The following is a 16,405-nucleotide window of genomic DNA, read 5'->3' on the forward strand; positions in this document are numbered from 1 at the left end:
CGGGGCTGCGCTCGCGCCTGGTGTGGCTGGTGTTGTTCCGCACCGTCGCCGCGAGCCTGTCGCTCGTCGTGACGGTGGTGCGGTTGATGACCCAGCCCGTGCAGGAGCCCAGCCGCGCGGACTCGCTGTCGTTCGCGGTCATCGCGGGCGCCTACCTCCTCACCGTGGTGACGGGCCTGCGGCTGCGCCGGGGCACGGCCGGGCGCCTGGACGCCACGGTGCAGGTGGTGGGCGACGTGCTCATCGCCACCGGGCTCGTCTACCTGAGCGGCGGCGCGGACTCCCCGCTCACGTTCCTCTACAGCCTGGCCGTCATCGGCGCGGCGGTGGTGCTGGACTGGCGCGGCGCGCTGGTGGCCGCTGCCGTGTCCACGTTCGCCTTCACCGCGCTCCTCCTGGTGATGCGGCTCACCACGCCCGCGGGCGGCATCATGGTGTCGCCCTCGCGGGTGCTCTTCGTGCTGGGCAGCAACGCGCTGGCGCTGGTGCTCATCGCCGTCCTGTCCGGCTACCTGTCGCGCCAGTTGTCCGCCACCGGCGGCGCGCTGTCCCAGAGCGAGGCGGACCTGCGCCGGCTGGGGCGGCTCCAGCAGCTCATCCTGTCCTCCATGCCGTCGGGGCTCGTCACCTGCGACATCCACCGGCGCGTCACCTTCCTCAACACCGCGGGCAGCGGCATCCTCCAGGAGGACGCCCTCGCGTGCGTGGGGCAGCCACTGGAGAAGCTGCTGCCGGGCGTGTCCGTGCTGGCGCCGCGCTCCATCCGCAGCGAGTTGCCGGTACAGACGCCGGGCGGCAAGCGGGTGCTGGGCCTGTCGGTGTCACCCCTGGAGGGGGAGGCGGGCGCGCTGCTCATCGTCTTCCAGGACCTCACCGACCTGCGGCGCATGGAGGAGGACCTGAAGCGCACGGACCGGCTGGCCAGCCTGGGCACGCTCTCGGCGCAGCTCGCGCACGAGCTGCGCAACCCGCTGGCCTCCATGCGCGGCTCCGCGCAACTGCTGGCGCAGGAGCAGTCGAAGGACCCGGTGGTGCAGCGGCTCACCGGCATCCTCACGCGCGAGTCGGACCGGCTGGCGCGGCTGGTGGAGGACTTCCTGCGCTTTGCCCGCCCGCCCCAGCCGCAGCGCCGCCCGGTGGCGCTGGACACGCTGGTGTCGGAGACGGTGGACATGCTGCGCGCGGACCCGCTCACGCGCGAGGTGACCCTGGAGGTGCGGGTGCCGCCCCAGCCGCTGACCGCGCCGGTGGATCCGGATCAACTGCGCCAGGTGCTCATCAACCTGGTGCGCAACGGCTGTCAGGCGGCGGGGGCGCGGGGCACGGTGCGCGTGGCCCTGGCGCGGGTGGACGAGGAAGCGCAGATTCGGGTCTGGGACTCGGCCGGCAGCATCACGGAGGAGATGATGGGACACCTGTTCGAGCCGTTCTTCACCACGCGGAGCGGTGGCACCGGGCTGGGCCTGTCCACCGCGCACTCCCTCATCCGCGCGCACGGCGGCACCATCCGCGTGAGCTCGCACCCGGCCGAAGGCACCGAGTTCCTGGTGGGGCTGCCGCTGTGAGCGCGCTCCATGAGGGGAGCCCGCGCGGCCACGTGCTGGTGGTGGACGACGAGCTGTCCATGCGCGAGTACCTCGAAATCCTGCTCGTGCGGGACGGCTACGCGGTGACGAGCGTGCCCGCGGTGGCGGCCGCCTGCGAGGTGCTGGCCCGGGACTCCGTGGACCTGGTCATCTCCGACATGAAGCTGGGCCCCGGCGGCAGCGGACTGGACGTGCTGCGGGCGGCGCGCGCGCGCAAGGAGCCGCCGGAGGTGGTGCTCATCACCGCCTTCGGCACGCCGTCCTCCGCGGTGGAGGCCATGCGCGAGGGCGCCTACGACTACATCTGCAAGCCCTTCGACAACGAGGAGCTGCGGCAACTGGTGCACAAGGCGCTGGAGAAGCGCGCGCTGCGCCAGGAGAACAGCACGCTGAAGGAGCGGCTCCTGCCGGGCCTGGGCGGGTTGATGGTGGGCTCGAGCCCCCGCATGCGCGCGCTGTGGAACCTGGTGGAGAAGGTGGCTCCGGGGCGCAGCACGGTGCTGGTGACGGGGGAGAGCGGCACCGGCAAGGAGCTGGTGGCCCGGGCCATCCACCTGCGCGGCCAGCGCGCCGCCCAGCCCTTCCTGCCCTTCAACTGCGGCGCCCTCAACGAGGGCGTGCTGGAGAGCGAGCTGTTCGGCCACATGAAGGGCTCCTTCACCGGCGCCACGCACGAGCGTCCGGGCCTGCTGGTGTCCGCGGGCGAGGGCACGGTGATGCTGGACGAGGTGGGGGAGATGCCCCTGTCCACGCAGGTGAAGCTCTTGCGCGTGCTGCAGGAGCGCAAGGTGAAGCCCGTGGGCAGCGCGGCGGAGATTCCCTTCCACGCGCGCGTCATCGCCGCCACCAACCGCCGGCTGGAGGCGGAGGTGAAGGCAGGGCGCTTCCGGGAGGACCTCTTCTACCGGCTCAACGTCATCACCTTGGAGCTGCCCGCCCTGCGCGAGCGCCCGGACGACATCGCCCCGCTGGCGACCCACTTCCTGGCGCGCCTGGCGGAGGAGCTGGGCCGCCCGGCGCTGCGGTTCGCCCCGGAGACGCTGGCCCTGATGGAGCGCTACGCGTTCCCGGGCAACGTGCGCCAGTTGCAGAACATGGTGGAGCGCGCGGCCACGCTGTCGGACTCGGACCTGTTGGGGCCCACGACGTTGCCGCCCACGGTGCGCGGCGAGGCGGAGCCCCAGGCCCGCTCCGGCGAGGCCGGCGAGCCCGCGATGGGGCCGGGCTTCAACCTGGAGCGCCACCTGGACGACAGCGAGCGGCGCCACCTGCTGGCCGCGCTCAAGCAGGCGCAAGGGGTGAAGACGCGCGCCGCGGAGCTGCTGGGGCTGTCCTTCCGCTCCTTCCGCTACCGGCTGGCCAAGCACGGCCTCACCGATGAGCTGGACGAGCCGACGCCTCGGGCCTGAAGCCCGGGGCCGCCGTGCTTCACGTCAGCGGAAGTCGCGCCGCTCGAAGATGACGGTGGCCAGGGCGATGAGCACGCCCGCCCACGCGACGCTGTAGGCGGCGCCGGACAGGAAGGTGCTGGCGTCCACCGGCAGCGCGTACGTGGCCTGCGGACGGAAGTTCACCCGCTCCAGGTTGGGCAGCGCGTAGTAGATGCTCTTGCCCAGCACCTGGATGAACGTGCTCTCCGAGCGGCTGGCGATGGCGTACAGGTCGCCCGTCAGGTGCCCGGTGAAGTACAGGCCCGTGGTGGCGATGGCCGACACCGCCGGCCCCGCGAAGCTGGAGAAGAGGATGCCCACGCTGCTGATGACGAGCAGCTCGAACCACAGCCCGGCGCTCGCCAGGAGCTGCGTGGAGGTGATGTTCGCGCCGAACATCACCAACTGAAGCAGGAAGACGAGCGTCATCGCCACCAGCAGCACGCCCAGCGTCAGCATGGTGCCCGCCAGCCGCGCCAGCAGGAACCGGGTGCGTGACACCGGCTTGCTCACCACCAGGAAGATGGTGCGCCGCTCGATTTCGCGGCTGAGCAGGCTGCTCGACAGGAACACCGACAGAAAGACGAGGATGATGCTCATCATCCCCAGGCCGAAGTCCGTCAGCACGCGGTCGAACGTGGTGACCGTGACCTCCGTCACCAGCGTGGACGAGAAGAGCACCACCGCGGCGAACACGCCCACCACCACCGTCACCCGGTTGCGGCGCGCCTCGCGAAAGCCATTCCACATCATCGCGCTGAAGGCGCTCATGTATTGATCTCCCCGCCCACGGTGGACGCGCGCCCGGACTCCTTGAGCGCGTTCATGAACAGTTGCTCCAGCGAGAACCGCGCCGGCTGCACCTGGTTCACCCGGCCCCCGGCGCCCAGCACGCCGCTCAAGAGCCGCTGGGTGTCCACGTCCGACACCTGGAGCAGCACGCGACCGTCGAGCGCCTGGAGCGACTCCAGGGGAACGCCCAGCCCCTTCACCGCGTCCGGCGCCATGCCCTCCACCACGACCTCCACGGTGGGCACCTGCGCGGACACCAGCTCCCGGACGCTGCCTTCGCGCACCAGCCGTCCGCCCACCAGCACCGCCAGCCGGTCGCACAGCGACTCGACGTCCGGGATGATGTGGCTGCAGAAGAGGACCGTGGTGCCCTTCTCCCGCTCCGCCAGGATGAGGTCGCGCATCTGTCGGCGGCCCAGCGGATCCAACCCGCTCGTCGGCTCATCCAGGATGAGCAGCTTCGGCCGGCTCACCAGCGCCTGGGCCAGCGCCACGCGCTGCACCATGCCCTTGGAGTAGCGGCGGATCTGCAGCTTCTCCGCGCCCGCCATCTCCACCGAGCCCAGGACCTCCTTGACGCGCACGTCCAGCTCCTGGCCGCTCAGGCCCGCGAGCTGTCCGGCCAGTGTCACGAACTCCCGGCCCGTGAGGTACTCGTACGGGGCGGGGTTCTCCGGCAGGAAGCCCACCAGCCGCCGGGTGGCGGCCTCATCCACCGGCTGGCCGAAGATGCGCGCGACCCCGCTGCTGGGGCGCACCAGGTTCATCAGGATCTTGATGGTGGTGGACTTGCCCGCCCCGTTGGGCCCGAGCAGGCCGTAGATCTGCCCGGCACCCACCTGGAGGTCCAGCGACTGCAGGGCTCGAACGGTGCGGTTGAACCAGAAGCCGACCTTGTAGGTCTTGGCCAGCCCCTGGGCCAGGATGGGAGGGGCGTCAGGATGGGGAGTCGTCATGGCGCTTGGGTCGTCCGGGGCTTGGGCAGGATGCGTTCGCCCGTTTCGGTCTTCTCGTCCTCGATGAGCTCCAGCCGGAACTTGGAGGCGTTGGAGTAGGCCCGGCCGTCCTCCCCCAGGAAGAACTCCCCGCCCAGCGGATCCTCGGGAATCATTCGCAGGTCGCCCGCGGTCACCAGCGCGGGCAGCGTGTCGGGCAGGCGCCCCTCGCGAGCGCGATACCGGGCGATGGCCGCGTCGATGCCCCGGAGCACGCGCTCCTGCTGGATCTCCTGGATGCGCTGCTCGTAGAAGGCGCGGGACTCCTCGTCCTCCGCGCTGTCGCGCAGCGCGAGGGTCAACGACATGCTCGCGTCGAAGTCACCGGACTGCGCGTACAGCCGTGTCGCGAGCGCGGCGTAGTAGGGCGGGGCTCCCTCCCACCGGGACATCTCCTGGATGAGGTCCGCGGCTTCCTTGTACTTCCGCTCGAAGAACATCAGGTTGTACGCGAGCTGGAAGGTCAGGGGCTGGTCGTGCGGGATGTTCGCCACGCCCTTGCGCAACAGGGCCGTGGACTCCGCTGTGTTGAGGTAGCCGCCCTTGCCCGTGTAGACGGGGATGGTGAGGCCTCCGTAGAGGTACGGCTGCCGGAACTTCGGATCCAGGTCCGTTACCAGCTCCGCGTAGTCGGAGACATGGAGGTAGTCCTCCGCCCGCACCGCGCTGCCAATGCGGTTGAGCATGAGGATCCAGAAGTAGTCCGTCACCAGGCCCTTCTGCGCGGTGAACAGCGCCTTGAGCAGGTCGGGGCGTGGGAGAAGGGGGCCGCCACCTTGCCTGCGTAGGGGGACGGGGGGCGCGGACAGGAGGGCTACCAGCAGCAGTCCCGGAACGAATCGCAGCAGGGGCAGCTTTCGCATGGCCTCACGAAACGACAACGGGACGCCCGAAATGCCCGGGCGCCCCGTTGAATTGTGCCATGCCGAGCCGCTTCGGTGAATCAAATGAAGCGGGCCCGGCAGGCTTGCACGGCGTGCAGCGAATTAGCCGCCGCAGCTCACGTCGTTGAACGCGTTGGTGGGCTCGCCCGCGACCAGGTTCAGGCCGTTCGGGGTGTCCTCGTCGATGCCGCAGGGGTTCTGCACGGTGGCCTCACCGGCGACCGTGGCGGAGGTGATGCCCCAGGTGTCGCCCTCGGGATCGTTGTCCACGTTGCCGATCGCCGTCGCGTTGAACGAGCAGTTCGGGCAGTCCTCGATGGTGGGGTTCACGCCCACCGCGTTGACGGCGTCCGCGGCGGCCGGCGCCGTGGGGAACTTCAGCGCGTCCTGGCCGATGCAGCCGGCGGTGGCGCCAGCGCGACGCGCCGTGGGGGTCGCGTCGACGGCGGCGGCGCAGCCCGTGGCCATGCCGTAGCTGTAGCGGTTGCCGGCCTCGGGATCGAACCCGATGACCGTGAAGTTCACCTGGTACTTGTCCTTCTCACCGAAGTACGCCTTCTGGGCCGTGAAGATGGCCTTCAGGTTCGTCTTCGCCTCCGACTGCTTGGACTTCGCCTGGAAGCGGATGAAGTTCGGGATGGCGATGGCGGCCAGGATGCCGATGATGGCGACCACGATCATCAGCTCGATGAGGGTGAAGCCACCCTTCTTCCGGAAGAGACGGTTCATCATGATTGGGGACTCCGCGGTGGGCAGAGGGGGGTTGGACGACGTGCGAACTCTTAGCACGAAGAGTGCCACGCCGAACAATCCGCCCAACCCCCGGGATTCCCAGGGCAGGCGAGCCGGGCAGGGGTTGGATCACTCGCGGGCCTGCCAATTTTTGTCACTGCCGCTGACGGTTTTCGTCCTTCATCGCGCAGTCGCCAGCTCCGGAAGCGGCGGGTAGGATTCCGGCTCCGTGACGTTCACCTACGCGCCGGGCTGGGCCGAGCCCCTCTTCATCCTCTTCCTGTTCATCCTCGGCCTGTGCATCGGGTCCTTCCTCAATGTCGTCATCGCGCGGGTGCCCGAGGGGCTGAGCATCGTGCGACCCGGGTCCCGCTGCCCGAAGTGCGGGCACGTGCTCTCCTGGTACGAGAACATCCCGGTCCTGTCGTGGCTGGGGCTGCGCGGGAAGTGCCGCGGCTGCGGCGCGCCCATCTCCCCGCGCTACGTCCTGGTGGAGCTGCTCACGGGGCTGCTCTTCCTCGCGTGCCTCAAGCGCTTCGACTGGACGTACGCGCTGGTGCCCGCGCTCGTGCTCGTGTTCCTGCTGGTGCCGCTCACCTTCATCGACCTGGAACATTGGATCCTCCCGTTCTCGCTGACGCTGCCGGGCATTGCCGCGGGCGTGCTGCTGGCCATCCCCCAGGGCGCGGAGGCGGTGGGGCAGGCGGCGCTGGGCGCGGCGGTGGGGTTCCTGAGCTTCCGGCTGATGGAGTACGTGGGCTGGCGCGCGTTCAAACGGGAAGCGCTGGGCGGCGGGGACAAGTTCCTCGTCGCGCTCCTCTGCGCGTTCCTGGGCTGGCAATCGCTCCTGGGCATCCTCTTCTTCGCGTCGCTCCAGGGCTCCATCGTGGGCGTGGCGCTGCTGGCCCTCACGGGAAGGGCCGGCCCGCGCGGCGCGCCGGAGGCGGAAGGCCCGGCTTCTCCGCAGGGCCCGCAGGCCGACGCGTCCGTGACGCCCTCGCCGCGGGCGGCTCCAGCACAAGAGGAGGCGGAGGAGCCCGAAGCCACCATGACCTGGGACTTCACGAAGCCCGGCCTTCCTTTATGGAAGCGCGTGGTGCTCGTCCCGGTGTGCCTGTTGGTCCAGCCCATCCCGGACGCGCCGCTGGATGACGCCGGGGAGGAGGAGGAGTGGGTCCCCGGTCCCACCAACATCCCCTTTGGCCCGTGGCTGGCGCTGGCGGGGCTGGAGCTGATGCTCCTGGGGCCGTGGCTTGCGCGCGTGCTGTCTCCGGAGGTGGCGATGATGCTCGGAGGGGCGCGGTGAAGCGCCCCGCGCCGGTGCGGGGATGAAGTGGCGCATCGCCAGCGTGGCGTTCCTCCTGGGCTCGCTGTCCACGGGGCTGTCATGGCTGACCCTGCAGCCGGTGCTGATCCGCCTGCTGGACACGGCGCGCAGGCTGGCGCTGCCGGGGTCGCTGGACATGGAGAGCCTCGCGCGGATCCGCGCCTTCCTGCCGCTGGCGCTGGGGTTGGATCTGCTGGTGCTGACGCTGCTGGCCTATGGCGTGCTGGACCTGGCGGTGGGCCGCCCGCTGCGCGCCATGGAGAAGTCCGTGGAGCAGTTGGGCCGGCTGCAGTTGGACGCGCCGCTCTCCGGCCAGGGGGGGCCGCTGCTGTCGCGCATCCGGCGCGAGCTCCAGCGCATGGCGGAGGCGCTCCGTCAGGAACAGGCCCTCACGCGCGCGCAGTTGGAGGCGCTGCGCGAGGCGAACGCCCGGCTCGCGAGGGCGCAGACGGAGCTCGTCGCCTCCGAGCGCCTGGCCACGGTGGGAAAGCTGGCCGCGGGCGTGGCGCACGAGGTGGGCAACCCGCTGGCGGGCATCCTGGGCTACCTCTCCCTGGCCCGCTCCCGGGCGCAGGGGCCGGAGCTGAAGGACTTCCTGGAGCGCATCGACCATGAGGTCCTGCGCATCGACCGCATCGTGCGGGGGCTCCTGGACCTGGGCCGCCCGGCCAGCACCCAGCCCGGGCCGGTGGACGTGGGGCAGGTGGTGGAGACGTGCGTGCGGCTGGTGCGCGCCGGGCCGGAGCTGGACCGGGTGGAGGTCACCCTGGACGTGGCGCCCGGCCTGCTGGCCCGCGCGGATCCGGGCCCCCTGTCGCAGATCCTCATCAACCTGCTGCTCAACGCGGCCCAGGCCATGGGAGGGGAGGGGCGTGTGCGCGTCTCCACCCGGCGCGAGGACGCGCAACTGCTGGTGGAGGTGGAGGACAGCGGCCCGGGCCTGTCTCCGGAGGTGCGCGCGCGCCTCTTCGAGCCGTTCTTCACCACCAAGGGCCGGCAGGGCACGGGCCTGGGACTCGCGGTTTCCCTGAACCTGGCGCAGGGCATGGGCGGCCGGCTGGACGCGCGAGACGGGGCCGGCGGCGGCGCGTGCTTCCGGTTGTCGCTGCCAGCGGCCTGACGGCGGGGCCGGACGGCATATGATGGGCATCCCCCATGCCCCTCTTCCGCACCGTCCTCGTCGCCGACGACGAGCCGTCCATCCGCCACATCCTCACCCTGGTGCTCACCGACAAGGGCTATGACGTGCGCGCCGTCTCCGACGGGGACGAGGCCCTGCGCGAGCTGTCCACGCGCGCCTACGACGTCCTGGTGACGGACGTGCGCATGCCCAAGCGCGACGGGCTGTCCGTGCTCAAGGCGGCGCTCGCGGAGCAGCCCGGCCTCACCGTGGTGGTGATGAGCGCGTACGGCTCCCAGGAGCAGGCGCTGGAGGCGGTGCAGGCGGGCGCCTACGACTACGTCCAGAAGCCCTTCAAACCGGAGGAGATCGTCCTCGTCCTGCGCAAGGCGGAGGAGCGCGAGCGGCTGCTCCGCGAGAACCGCCGGCTGCACGAGGCCCGGCTCCCCGGCGCCTCCGGGGACCACATCCTGGGGAGGAGCGCCGCGCTCCAGGCGGTGCTCAAGCAGGTGGCGCGCGTGGCGCCCGTGGACACCACGGTGCTCATCTCCGGGGAGAGCGGCACGGGCAAGGAGCTCATCGCGCGCGAGCTGCACGGAAAGAGCCGCCGCGCCGCCATGCCCTTCGTCGCCGTCAACTGCGGCGCCATCCCCCACGGCCTCCTGGAGAGCGAGCTGTTCGGCCACGCGAAGGGCGCCTTCACCGACGCGCGCACCGCCCGCCGGGGCCTGTTCTCGGAAGCCGACGGCGGCACGCTCTTCCTCGACGAGGTGGGCGAGCTGCCCCTGGGCGCGCAGGTGAAGCTGCTGCGCGTGCTGCAGGAGGGGGAGATTCGCCCGGTGGGCGAAAGCCGCGTGGAGCGCGTGGACGTGCGCGTGGTGGCCGCCACCCTGCGCGACCTGGGCAAGCTGGTGGCCCAGGGCGACTTCCGCGAGGACCTCTACTACCGCCTCAACGTGGTGAACCTCACCCTGCCGCCCCTGCGCGAGCGCCGCGAGGACATCCCGCTGCTCGCCCACGCCTTCCTCCAGCGCTTCAACCGCGACTTGAACCGGGACCCTCCGGTGGAGGGCTTCACCCCGGAGGCGGAGGCCCTGATGACCGCCTACGCCTGGCCGGGCAACGTGCGCGAGCTGGAGAACGCCATGGAGCGCGCGGTGCTGCTCGCGGAGGGCACCCACGTCGCGCCCGGCAGCCTGCCGGAAAAGCTGTGGGCGGCTTCCGCACCCGCTCCGGCCGGGACGGCTCCGCCGCTACAGGATGGCAGCGACCTGTCGCTCAAGCGCGCCATCCGGGAGCTGGAGGAGTCCTACATCCGGGCGGCGCTGCGGCGCACGAAGGGCAACCGCACCCGGGCGGCGGAGGTGCTGGACATCAGCCACCGGGCGCTCCTCTACAAGATCAAGGAGTACGGCATCGACCCGGACGCGGAGGGCTCCCGGACCTGAGGGCAGGAAAGACGCCCGGCCGGCGACCCTTGAGGAATCCTCCAGCGCCATTTGACGGAACGCCGCCGGGGCCGGAAAATCGGGCCTCCGCGATGGTGGGCCAGGGGGCGCGGTCGTGGCTGGCATTCACGGCGCTCCCCCGTCCGCAGGGCGGCCGGGCGCCAAGCACTTTTTAGGAGGGGTATCAAGCCGGTGCTACGCTGGCACCCTCTCCGATGGAGTTACGCATGGCGAAGGGCAAACTGGCACTCGGGCTGGATATCGGGTCGACGTCGATCAAGATGATCATGCTCAAGGAGCAGCGCAAGCGCGGTGAAGTCGGCTACGCGCTCCAGAGCTTCGGAATGAAGCCGCTGCCTCCCGAGGCCATCGTGGACGGCGCGTTGATGAACTCCACGGCCATCGTCCAGGCCGTCCAGGAGCTGATGTCCGAGCTGAAGGTCAAGGGCAAGGACGTCGCCATCGGCGTGTCCGGCCACTCGGTCATCATCAAGAAGATCCAGATGCCCCGCATGAGCCAGGAAGAGCTCGAGGAGAGCATCCAGTGGGAGGCGGAGCAGTACATCCCCTTCGACGTGAAGGACGTGAACATCGACACGCAGATCCTGGACGGCGGCGGCAACGACGCCACCGGCCAGATGGACGTGCTGCTCGTCGCCGCCAAGAAGGACATGATCAACGACTACACCACCGTGGTCTCCGAGGCGGGACTGGCCCCGGTGGTGGTGGACGTGGACGCGTTCGCCGTCCAGAACATGTTCTCCACGAACTACGAGCTGCCGGACAAGGAGACCGTCGTCCTCATCAACGCCGGCGCCTCCGTGGTGAACATCAACATCATCGCCAACGGCGTCACCGTCTTCACCCGTGACGTGACCATCGGCGGCAACCAGTTCACCGAGGAGATCCAGAAGCAGCTCAACGTCTCCTACGAGGAGGCGGAGGCGCTGAAGATCGGCGGCAACCGCGCGGACGCGGACGCCGTGGTGCCCCAGGACGTGGAGCGCGTGCTCTCCAGCGTGGCGGAGCAGGTGGCCGGTGAAATCCAGCGCTCGCTGGACTTCTACGCGGGCACCGCCGCGGACTCGAACTTCACCAAGGTCTACCTCTCCGGCGGCACCGCGAAGATCCCCGCCCTGTTCAAGACCATCGAGGCGCGGACCGGCGTCCCGGTGGAGATCCTCAACCCGTTCCGGAAGATCGAAGTGGACAACCGCAAGTTCGACCCCGCGTTCATCATGGACGTGGCGCCCATGGCCGCGGTGGCAGTGGGACTGGCGCTCCGGCGCCCGGGCGACAAGCTGGGCTGATACCGCTCTGGCCACGAGGAACTCACGCACATGATGATCCGAATCAACCTGCTGCCCGTCCGGGCGGTGAAGAAGCGGGAGATGGGCCGGCAGATCCTGGCCCTCTACGCCGCGGTGCTGATCGCCGCGGTGGTGGGCAATTACTTCTGGTACGCGGACCGCGACGGCGAGCTGCAGCGGGCCAACCAGGGCATCGCCCAGACGCGCGCGAAGATCGCGGAGCTGGAGAAGGTCATCGGCGAGGTGACCAACATCAACGCCCGCAAGACGGAAGTGGAGAAGAAGCTCGCGGTGCTGGACGCGCTGCGCAAGGGCCGCAACGGGCCGGTGCGCATGATGGACGCGCTGTCCTCGGCCATCCCCAAGAAGGTCTGGCTGAAGAACTTCGTGGAGTCCTCCAACAGGGTCACCATCGACGGCTCGGCCGTCAGCCACGACGAGGTCGCGGAGCTGATGCGCGGTCTGGGCAGCATGGTGTGGACGCCCAAGGGCATGGGGCGCCTGGTGGATCAGGGCCGCAATGCCAGCAAGACGTCGCGCGTGGAGCTCTTCAACACGGAGACCGCCAGCGTGGAGGAGTTCTCCGCGAGCGACATCAAGCCCTTCTTCGGCAACGTCGAACTGACCAACGCCGTGCAGAGCAAGCCCGGTGCGGCCGGCACGGCGACGTACGTCGACTTCAAGCTCACCCTCACCGCCAACTACGCCATCTGATTGGCGGCGAAGGACCCCTGTCATGGAAAAATACCTGGATCAACTGGCGAAGGCCCCCCCCGCGGCGAAGTTCGGCGGGCTCGCGGCCATCGTCGTCGTCTTGACCGTGGCCAACTTCTTCACCCTCATCCAGCCCACGGAAGAGAACATCGCCCGCCGCGCGACGGAGCGCCGCAAGCTCGACCTGGAGCTCGCGGAGAAGAGCGAGATCGCCCAGAACCTCAACGAGCGCCGCCGTGAGATGGACGTGCTCGAGCAGAAGCTGGCGGAGGCCCTCACGGAGCTGCCGGAGCGGCGCGACATGGAAGAGCTGCTCGCGCAGATCAACGACATCGGCAAGAAGTCCGGCCTGGAGATCGCCCGCGTGGAGCCCGGCAAGGAGTACGTCGAGGGCAACGAGTTCTTCGCGCGCATCCCCATCAAGATGACGGTGAGCGGCAACTACCACGAGATCGCCATGTTCCTGCAGGAGATGGCGAACATGCGCCGCATCGTGAACGTCAACAACATCAAGCTCGATGGCGCGGCCCTGAAGAACGAGAAGGTCGTTCTCCAGAGCAGCTTCCTGGCGACGACGTTCCGGTTCGTCGACACGAAGGCCGCCGGTACGAAGCCCGCCGACAAGAACAAGAAGAAGAGCAACTAGAAACTTGATCCGCCCGGCAACAAGGGCGACAAGGGATGACGCGGATGAAGACGTTCAAGTCCACGATGACCGTTGCGGTGATGGCCCTGACCCTGTCCGCTTGTGGGGACACGCCCAAGGCCAAACCCCCTGCTCCTGCCAAGGCCGCCGCCCCCGCGCCGGCCCCGGTGGCGGAGAAGACCGAGGCGTCGGCGGCGCCAATGTTCGTCTACACCTACAGTCCGGTGGGCAAGCGGGACCCGTTCCGCAGTCCGCTGGAGGAGCTCGGGCCGGTGGCGCGTGACGCACCGGAGCGGGCCTGCAATGAACCCCTGTGCGTGTTCGACCTCGACCAGCTCAAGCTGGTGGCGGTCGTCACGGGGGACGCCAGCCCGCTGGCGATGGTCGAGGACCCCCTGGGTCGCGGCCACATCGTCCGGCGCAACACCCGCGTGGGGCGCCAGGGCGGCAAGGTCACACAGATTCTCCGGGACTCGGTCACCGTCACCGAGGTCTTCACCGGCGCCAAGGGCGAGCTCATCAGCAATCCGGTGAGTCTCCAGCTCAAGGCGGATGGCGTGAAGGACCCCGCCTACAACCTGATGACGGGCAAGAACTGGGAGTAGCGCCCCACGGCGCGCCCGCGGGCAGTCGTCGCCCGCTTCCAACTTGTTGAGGGGACGCATGCTCGAGCAGAGCGCTGTGACGAGGGGCAAGTGGATCATGGCGGCCGCATGGGCGGTCGTCCTGGCAAGCGCCAAGGTGTACGGCGCGGATCTCAATACGCTGAGGGACCTGCAGGTGTCCCGGACGGGAGCCGGTGCCCAGGTCGTGGTGACCGGGACCCGGCCGCCCACCTTCACCGTCTTCCGGCTCAGCGGGCCGGAGCGGCTGGTGGTGGACCTGTCGTCCGCGGACGCCACCGGCATCAAGGGGCACCATGACGGCACCGGTCCGGTGTCCGGCGTGGTGGCCGCCCAGTTCTCCGACGCGCGCGCCAGCGTGGGCCGCGTGCTGGTGGCGCTCGATCAGGCCTCCCAGTACGACGTCCGCGCGGAAGGCAACCGCGTGGTCATCTCCGTGGACGGCTCGCCGGTGGCCCCCGCCGCCGCGACCGCCCAGGCTCCGCAGGCTCCAGCCGCGGCGAAGCCGGCGGATGCCGCGCCGGTGAAGGCCGAGCCCGCGCCGGTGGTGGAGGCGATGGTGGCGGTGGTGCCGGAGGAGGGGACCTCTTCCAAGGCCGCCCCGTCCCAGGCGCCGGGCCGTGAGAACGTCGTCGCCACGGAGGCGGATGAGCGCGAGGTGGCCCACCCGGCCCAGCGCATCACCCGGCTGTCCCTGGACGGCGAGTCGCTGCGCGTCGCCGCCGACGGCGACATCGCCCGCTACGAGGTCCTGGAGCTGGTGGACCCGCCGCGCCTGGCCGTGGACGTGTACGGCGTGGGCCTGAGCGCGAAGGCGCCCAAGGTGAAGGGCAACCTGCTCAAGGACGTGCGCGTGGGCGCCCACGAGGACAAGGTGCGCCTGGTGCTCGTGGCCAAGGGCGACATGCCCGCCTACCGCGTGGACCGCGCCGAGCGCGGCCTGGAGGTGGTGCTGGGCGGCGCGGTGGCGCGCAAGTCCAAGCCCGCCCAGCCCCGCGACGCGGTGGCGGAGACGGAGCCCCTGCGCCCGCAGCCCCTGCCCGTGCAGGAGACGGCGAAGCCGCAGCCCGCGGTGGCGCAGGCCGCGCCGCAGCCGGCGGTGGTGGAGGTCAAGGACCTGTCCTTCGACGAGAGCCCCTCGGGCGGCCGCGTGCAGCTCAAGCTGTCCGGCGCGACGGCGTGGAAGGTGGACCGGCCGGATCCGCGCAGCGCGGTGCTGACGCTGGAGAACGCGCGCCTGCCCAAGAAGCTGGAGCGCAGCCTGGACACCAGCGCGCTGGACACGCCGGTGAAGATGATCAGCGCCTTCAGCGTGCCGGGCGAGGGCCGCAAGGTGCGCCTGGTGGTCGCCGCGGACGGCGCCATCGAGGAGAACGTCACCCAGGGCGCCAACAGCCTGAGCTGGCGGCTGGACGTGCAGGGCGTGAAGACGGAGGAGGTGGCCGTCACCCAGCGCACCGCCGGCTTCACGGCGGAGGCCCCGGCGTACGCGGCGGAGGGCGCGCCCCAGCAGGCGCGCTACCGCGGCAAGCGCGTGTCCTTCGAGTTCAAGGACATCGACATCCAGAACCTGCTGCGCGTCATCGCGGAGATCTCCAAGCGCAACATCGTCGTGGCCGACGACGTGTCGGGCCGCGTGACCATCCGCCTGCGCAACGTGCCCTGGGACCAGGCGCTGGACCTCATCCTGCGCACCAAGCAGTTGGGCCAGGAGCAGGTGGGCAACATCATCCGCATCGCGCCGCTGAAGACGCTGGAAGAGGAGGCGCGGCTGCGCCAGGAGCGCAAGAAGTCGCTGCAGCAGCAGGAGGACCTGCTGGTCAGCCTGGTGCCGGTGAACTACGCGGTGGCCGGTGACATGTCGGCGCGCGTGAAGGACGTGCTCAGCGACCGCGGCTCGGTGACGGTGGACACGCGCACCAACGTGCTCATCATCAAGGACATCCGCTCCAACACGGAGAAGGCGCGCGCCCTGGTGCGCAGCCTGGACACGCAGACGCCGCAGGTCCTCATCGAGAGCCGCATCGTGGAGGCGAGCACGTCCTTCAGCCGCAACCTGGGCGTGCAGTGGGGCGGTCAGACGCGCCTGTCGGCGGCGTCCGGCAACCCGACCGGCCTCATCTTCCCCAGCACCGTGGGTGTCACGGGCGGCGCGGGCGGCACGGCGGCGGGCGTTCCGGCCCAGCCCAACTTCGCGGTGAACCTGCCGGCGGCGGTGGGTCAGGGCCTCGGTGGCGCCATGGGCTTCGCCTTCGGCTCCGCGGGCGGCGCCGTGCAGCTCAACCTGCGCCTGTCCGCGGCGGAGTCCGAGGGCACGGTGAAGACCATCTCGTCGCCCAAGGTCACCACGCTGGACAACAACACGGCCCGCATCAGCCAGGGTCTGTCCATCCCGTTCAGCCAGACGTCGGCCGGCGGCGTGAACACGACCTTCGTGGAAGCGCGCCTGTCGCTGGAAGTCACGCCGCACATCACCCAGGACGGCAGCATCCTCATGTCCATCGCGGCGCAGAACAACCAGCCGGACCCGTCCAACACGGGCGCCAACGGCCAGCCGTCCATCCAGCGCAAGGAGGCCAACACCCAGGTGCTGGTGAAGGATGGCGACACGACGGTCATCGGCGGCATCTACGTGCGCCGCGGAAGCTCCTCGTCCGACTCGGTGCCCTTCCTGTCGAAGATCCCCGTGCTCGGCTTCTTCTTCCGGAGCACCCTGGAGACGGACGTGCGGCAGGAACTGCTCATCTTCATCACGCCCCGCATCCTCAACCGGCAGACCATCGCGCAGAGCCTCTAAA

Annotated in this window: 14 protein-coding genes; 10 read left to right on the forward strand and 4 right to left on the reverse strand. The window is 70.0% G+C overall.

Annotation, left to right across the window (positions count from 1 at the left end; translation table 11 throughout):
* Positions 1-86 precede the first annotated feature (86 nt).
* Together K8612_RS01435 and K8612_RS01440 are read left to right on the forward strand one after the other, a co-directional pair.
* Entirely contained in the window at positions 87-1,565 is a 1,479-nt protein-coding gene (locus K8612_RS01435; protein ID WP_255671315.1) for a nitrogen regulation protein NR(II), read from the forward strand.
* On the forward strand, positions 1,562-2,995 hold the full coding sequence (locus K8612_RS01440; RefSeq protein ID WP_223740008.1) for a sigma-54 dependent transcriptional regulator: 1,434 nt from the start codon (positions 1,562-1,564) through the stop codon (positions 2,993-2,995). Before K8612_RS01435 ends, K8612_RS01440 begins: the two co-directional genes overlap by 4 nt.
* 24 nt (positions 2,996-3,019) lie before the next feature.
* Here the strand turns inward: K8612_RS01440 and K8612_RS01445 are convergent, their stop codons facing one another.
* The 4 genes from K8612_RS01445 to K8612_RS01460 form a co-directional block, all read right to left on the reverse strand.
* Positions 3,020-3,787, reverse strand: coding sequence for an ABC transporter permease (locus K8612_RS01445; RefSeq protein WP_223761010.1), 768 nt, complete (start codon positions 3,785-3,787; stop codon positions 3,020-3,022).
* Complete coding sequence (locus tag K8612_RS01450; protein ID WP_223740006.1) at positions 3,784-4,764, reverse strand: ABC transporter ATP-binding protein; 981 nt, start codon at positions 4,762-4,764, stop codon at positions 3,784-3,786. The genes K8612_RS01445 and K8612_RS01450 overlap by 4 nt, the downstream gene beginning before the upstream one ends.
* Positions 4,761-5,666 carry a pilus assembly protein PilG gene (locus K8612_RS01455; RefSeq protein WP_223761011.1) on the reverse strand — a complete coding sequence of 302 codons (906 nt, stop codon included), beginning with the start codon at positions 5,664-5,666 and terminating at the stop codon, positions 4,761-4,763. Before K8612_RS01455 ends, K8612_RS01450 begins: the two co-directional genes overlap by 4 nt.
* A gap of 123 nt (positions 5,667-5,789) precedes the next feature.
* Positions 5,790-6,422, reverse strand: a complete 633-nt coding sequence (locus K8612_RS01460) for a type IV pilin protein (protein ID WP_373692074.1) — start codon at positions 6,420-6,422, stop codon at positions 5,790-5,792.
* A 226-nt stretch (positions 6,423-6,648) separates the two neighbouring features.
* Between K8612_RS01460 and K8612_RS01465 the strand changes: the two genes are divergently transcribed.
* The 8 genes from K8612_RS01465 to pilQ all read left to right on the forward strand — a co-directional run bounded on the left by K8612_RS01465 (position 6,649) and on the right by pilQ (position 16,404).
* The gene (locus K8612_RS01465) at positions 6,649-7,725 is read left to right on the forward strand and encodes an A24 family peptidase (RefSeq protein WP_223761012.1); all 1,077 of its coding nucleotides are present in this window, start codon (positions 6,649-6,651) and stop codon (positions 7,723-7,725) included.
* A gap of 22 nt (positions 7,726-7,747) precedes the next feature.
* Entirely contained in the window at positions 7,748-8,866 is a 1,119-nt protein-coding gene (locus K8612_RS01470) for a sensor histidine kinase (protein WP_223740003.1), read from the forward strand.
* A 35-nt stretch (positions 8,867-8,901) separates the two neighbouring features.
* Positions 8,902-10,314 carry a sigma-54 dependent transcriptional regulator gene (locus tag K8612_RS01475; RefSeq protein WP_223761013.1) on the forward strand — a complete coding sequence of 471 codons (1,413 nt, stop codon included), beginning with the start codon at positions 8,902-8,904 and terminating at the stop codon, positions 10,312-10,314.
* A gap of 227 nt (positions 10,315-10,541) precedes the next feature.
* Positions 10,542-11,624: a type IV pilus assembly protein PilM gene (gene pilM, locus K8612_RS01480; protein ID WP_014399064.1), complete on the forward strand. Its 1,083-nt coding sequence runs from the start codon at positions 10,542-10,544 to the stop codon at positions 11,622-11,624.
* Between the two features lie 30 nt (positions 11,625-11,654).
* Positions 11,655-12,338 carry a PilN domain-containing protein gene (locus tag K8612_RS01485; protein ID WP_223740001.1) on the forward strand — a complete coding sequence of 228 codons (684 nt, stop codon included), beginning with the start codon at positions 11,655-11,657 and terminating at the stop codon, positions 12,336-12,338.
* Positions 12,339-12,360: 22 nt separating this feature from the next.
* On the forward strand, positions 12,361-12,984 hold the full coding sequence (locus K8612_RS01490; protein ID WP_223740000.1) for a type 4a pilus biogenesis protein PilO: 624 nt from the start codon (positions 12,361-12,363) through the stop codon (positions 12,982-12,984).
* A 44-nt stretch (positions 12,985-13,028) separates the two neighbouring features.
* On the forward strand, positions 13,029-13,589 hold the full coding sequence (locus K8612_RS01495; protein WP_223739999.1) for a pilus assembly protein PilP: 561 nt from the start codon (positions 13,029-13,031) through the stop codon (positions 13,587-13,589).
* 58 nt (positions 13,590-13,647) lie between these two features.
* Positions 13,648-16,404: a type IV pilus secretin PilQ gene (gene pilQ, locus K8612_RS01500; RefSeq protein WP_223761014.1), complete on the forward strand. Its 2,757-nt coding sequence runs from the start codon at positions 13,648-13,650 to the stop codon at positions 16,402-16,404.
* Position 16,405: the final 1 nt, after the last annotated feature.

Origin of the sequence: Corallococcus sp. AS-1-6 (assembly GCF_020037015.1) — a bacterium.
Lineage (GTDB): Bacteria > Myxococcota > Myxococcia > Myxococcales > Myxococcaceae > Corallococcus.

Bases quoted from the DNA above. Each gene is read 5' to 3' on its own strand.
- K8612_RS01435 (WP_255671315.1), top strand. From the start codon at position 87: ATGACCCAGCCCGTGCAGGAGCCCAGCCGCGCGGACTCGCTGTCGTTC.
- K8612_RS01445 (WP_223761010.1), bottom strand. From the start codon at position 3,787: ATGAGCGCCTTCAGCGCGATGATGTGGAATGGCTTTCGCGAGGCGCGC.
- K8612_RS01450 (WP_223740006.1), bottom strand. From the start codon at position 4,764: ATGACGACTCCCCATCCTGACGCCCCTCCCATCCTGGCCCAGGGGCTG.
- K8612_RS01455 (WP_223761011.1), bottom strand. From the start codon at position 5,666: ATGCGAAAGCTGCCCCTGCTGCGATTCGTTCCGGGACTGCTGCTGGTA.
- K8612_RS01470 (WP_223740003.1), top strand. From the start codon at position 7,748: ATGAAGTGGCGCATCGCCAGCGTGGCGTTCCTCCTGGGCTCGCTGTCC.
- K8612_RS01475 (WP_223761013.1), top strand. From the start codon at position 8,902: ATGCCCCTCTTCCGCACCGTCCTCGTCGCCGACGACGAGCCGTCCATC.
- pilM (WP_014399064.1), top strand. From the start codon at position 10,542: ATGGCGAAGGGCAAACTGGCACTCGGGCTGGATATCGGGTCGACGTCG.
- K8612_RS01485 (WP_223740001.1), top strand. From the start codon at position 11,655: ATGATGATCCGAATCAACCTGCTGCCCGTCCGGGCGGTGAAGAAGCGG.
- K8612_RS01490 (WP_223740000.1), top strand. From the start codon at position 12,361: ATGGAAAAATACCTGGATCAACTGGCGAAGGCCCCCCCCGCGGCGAAG.
- K8612_RS01495 (WP_223739999.1), top strand. From the start codon at position 13,029: ATGAAGACGTTCAAGTCCACGATGACCGTTGCGGTGATGGCCCTGACC.
- pilQ (WP_223761014.1), top strand. From the start codon at position 13,648: ATGCTCGAGCAGAGCGCTGTGACGAGGGGCAAGTGGATCATGGCGGCC.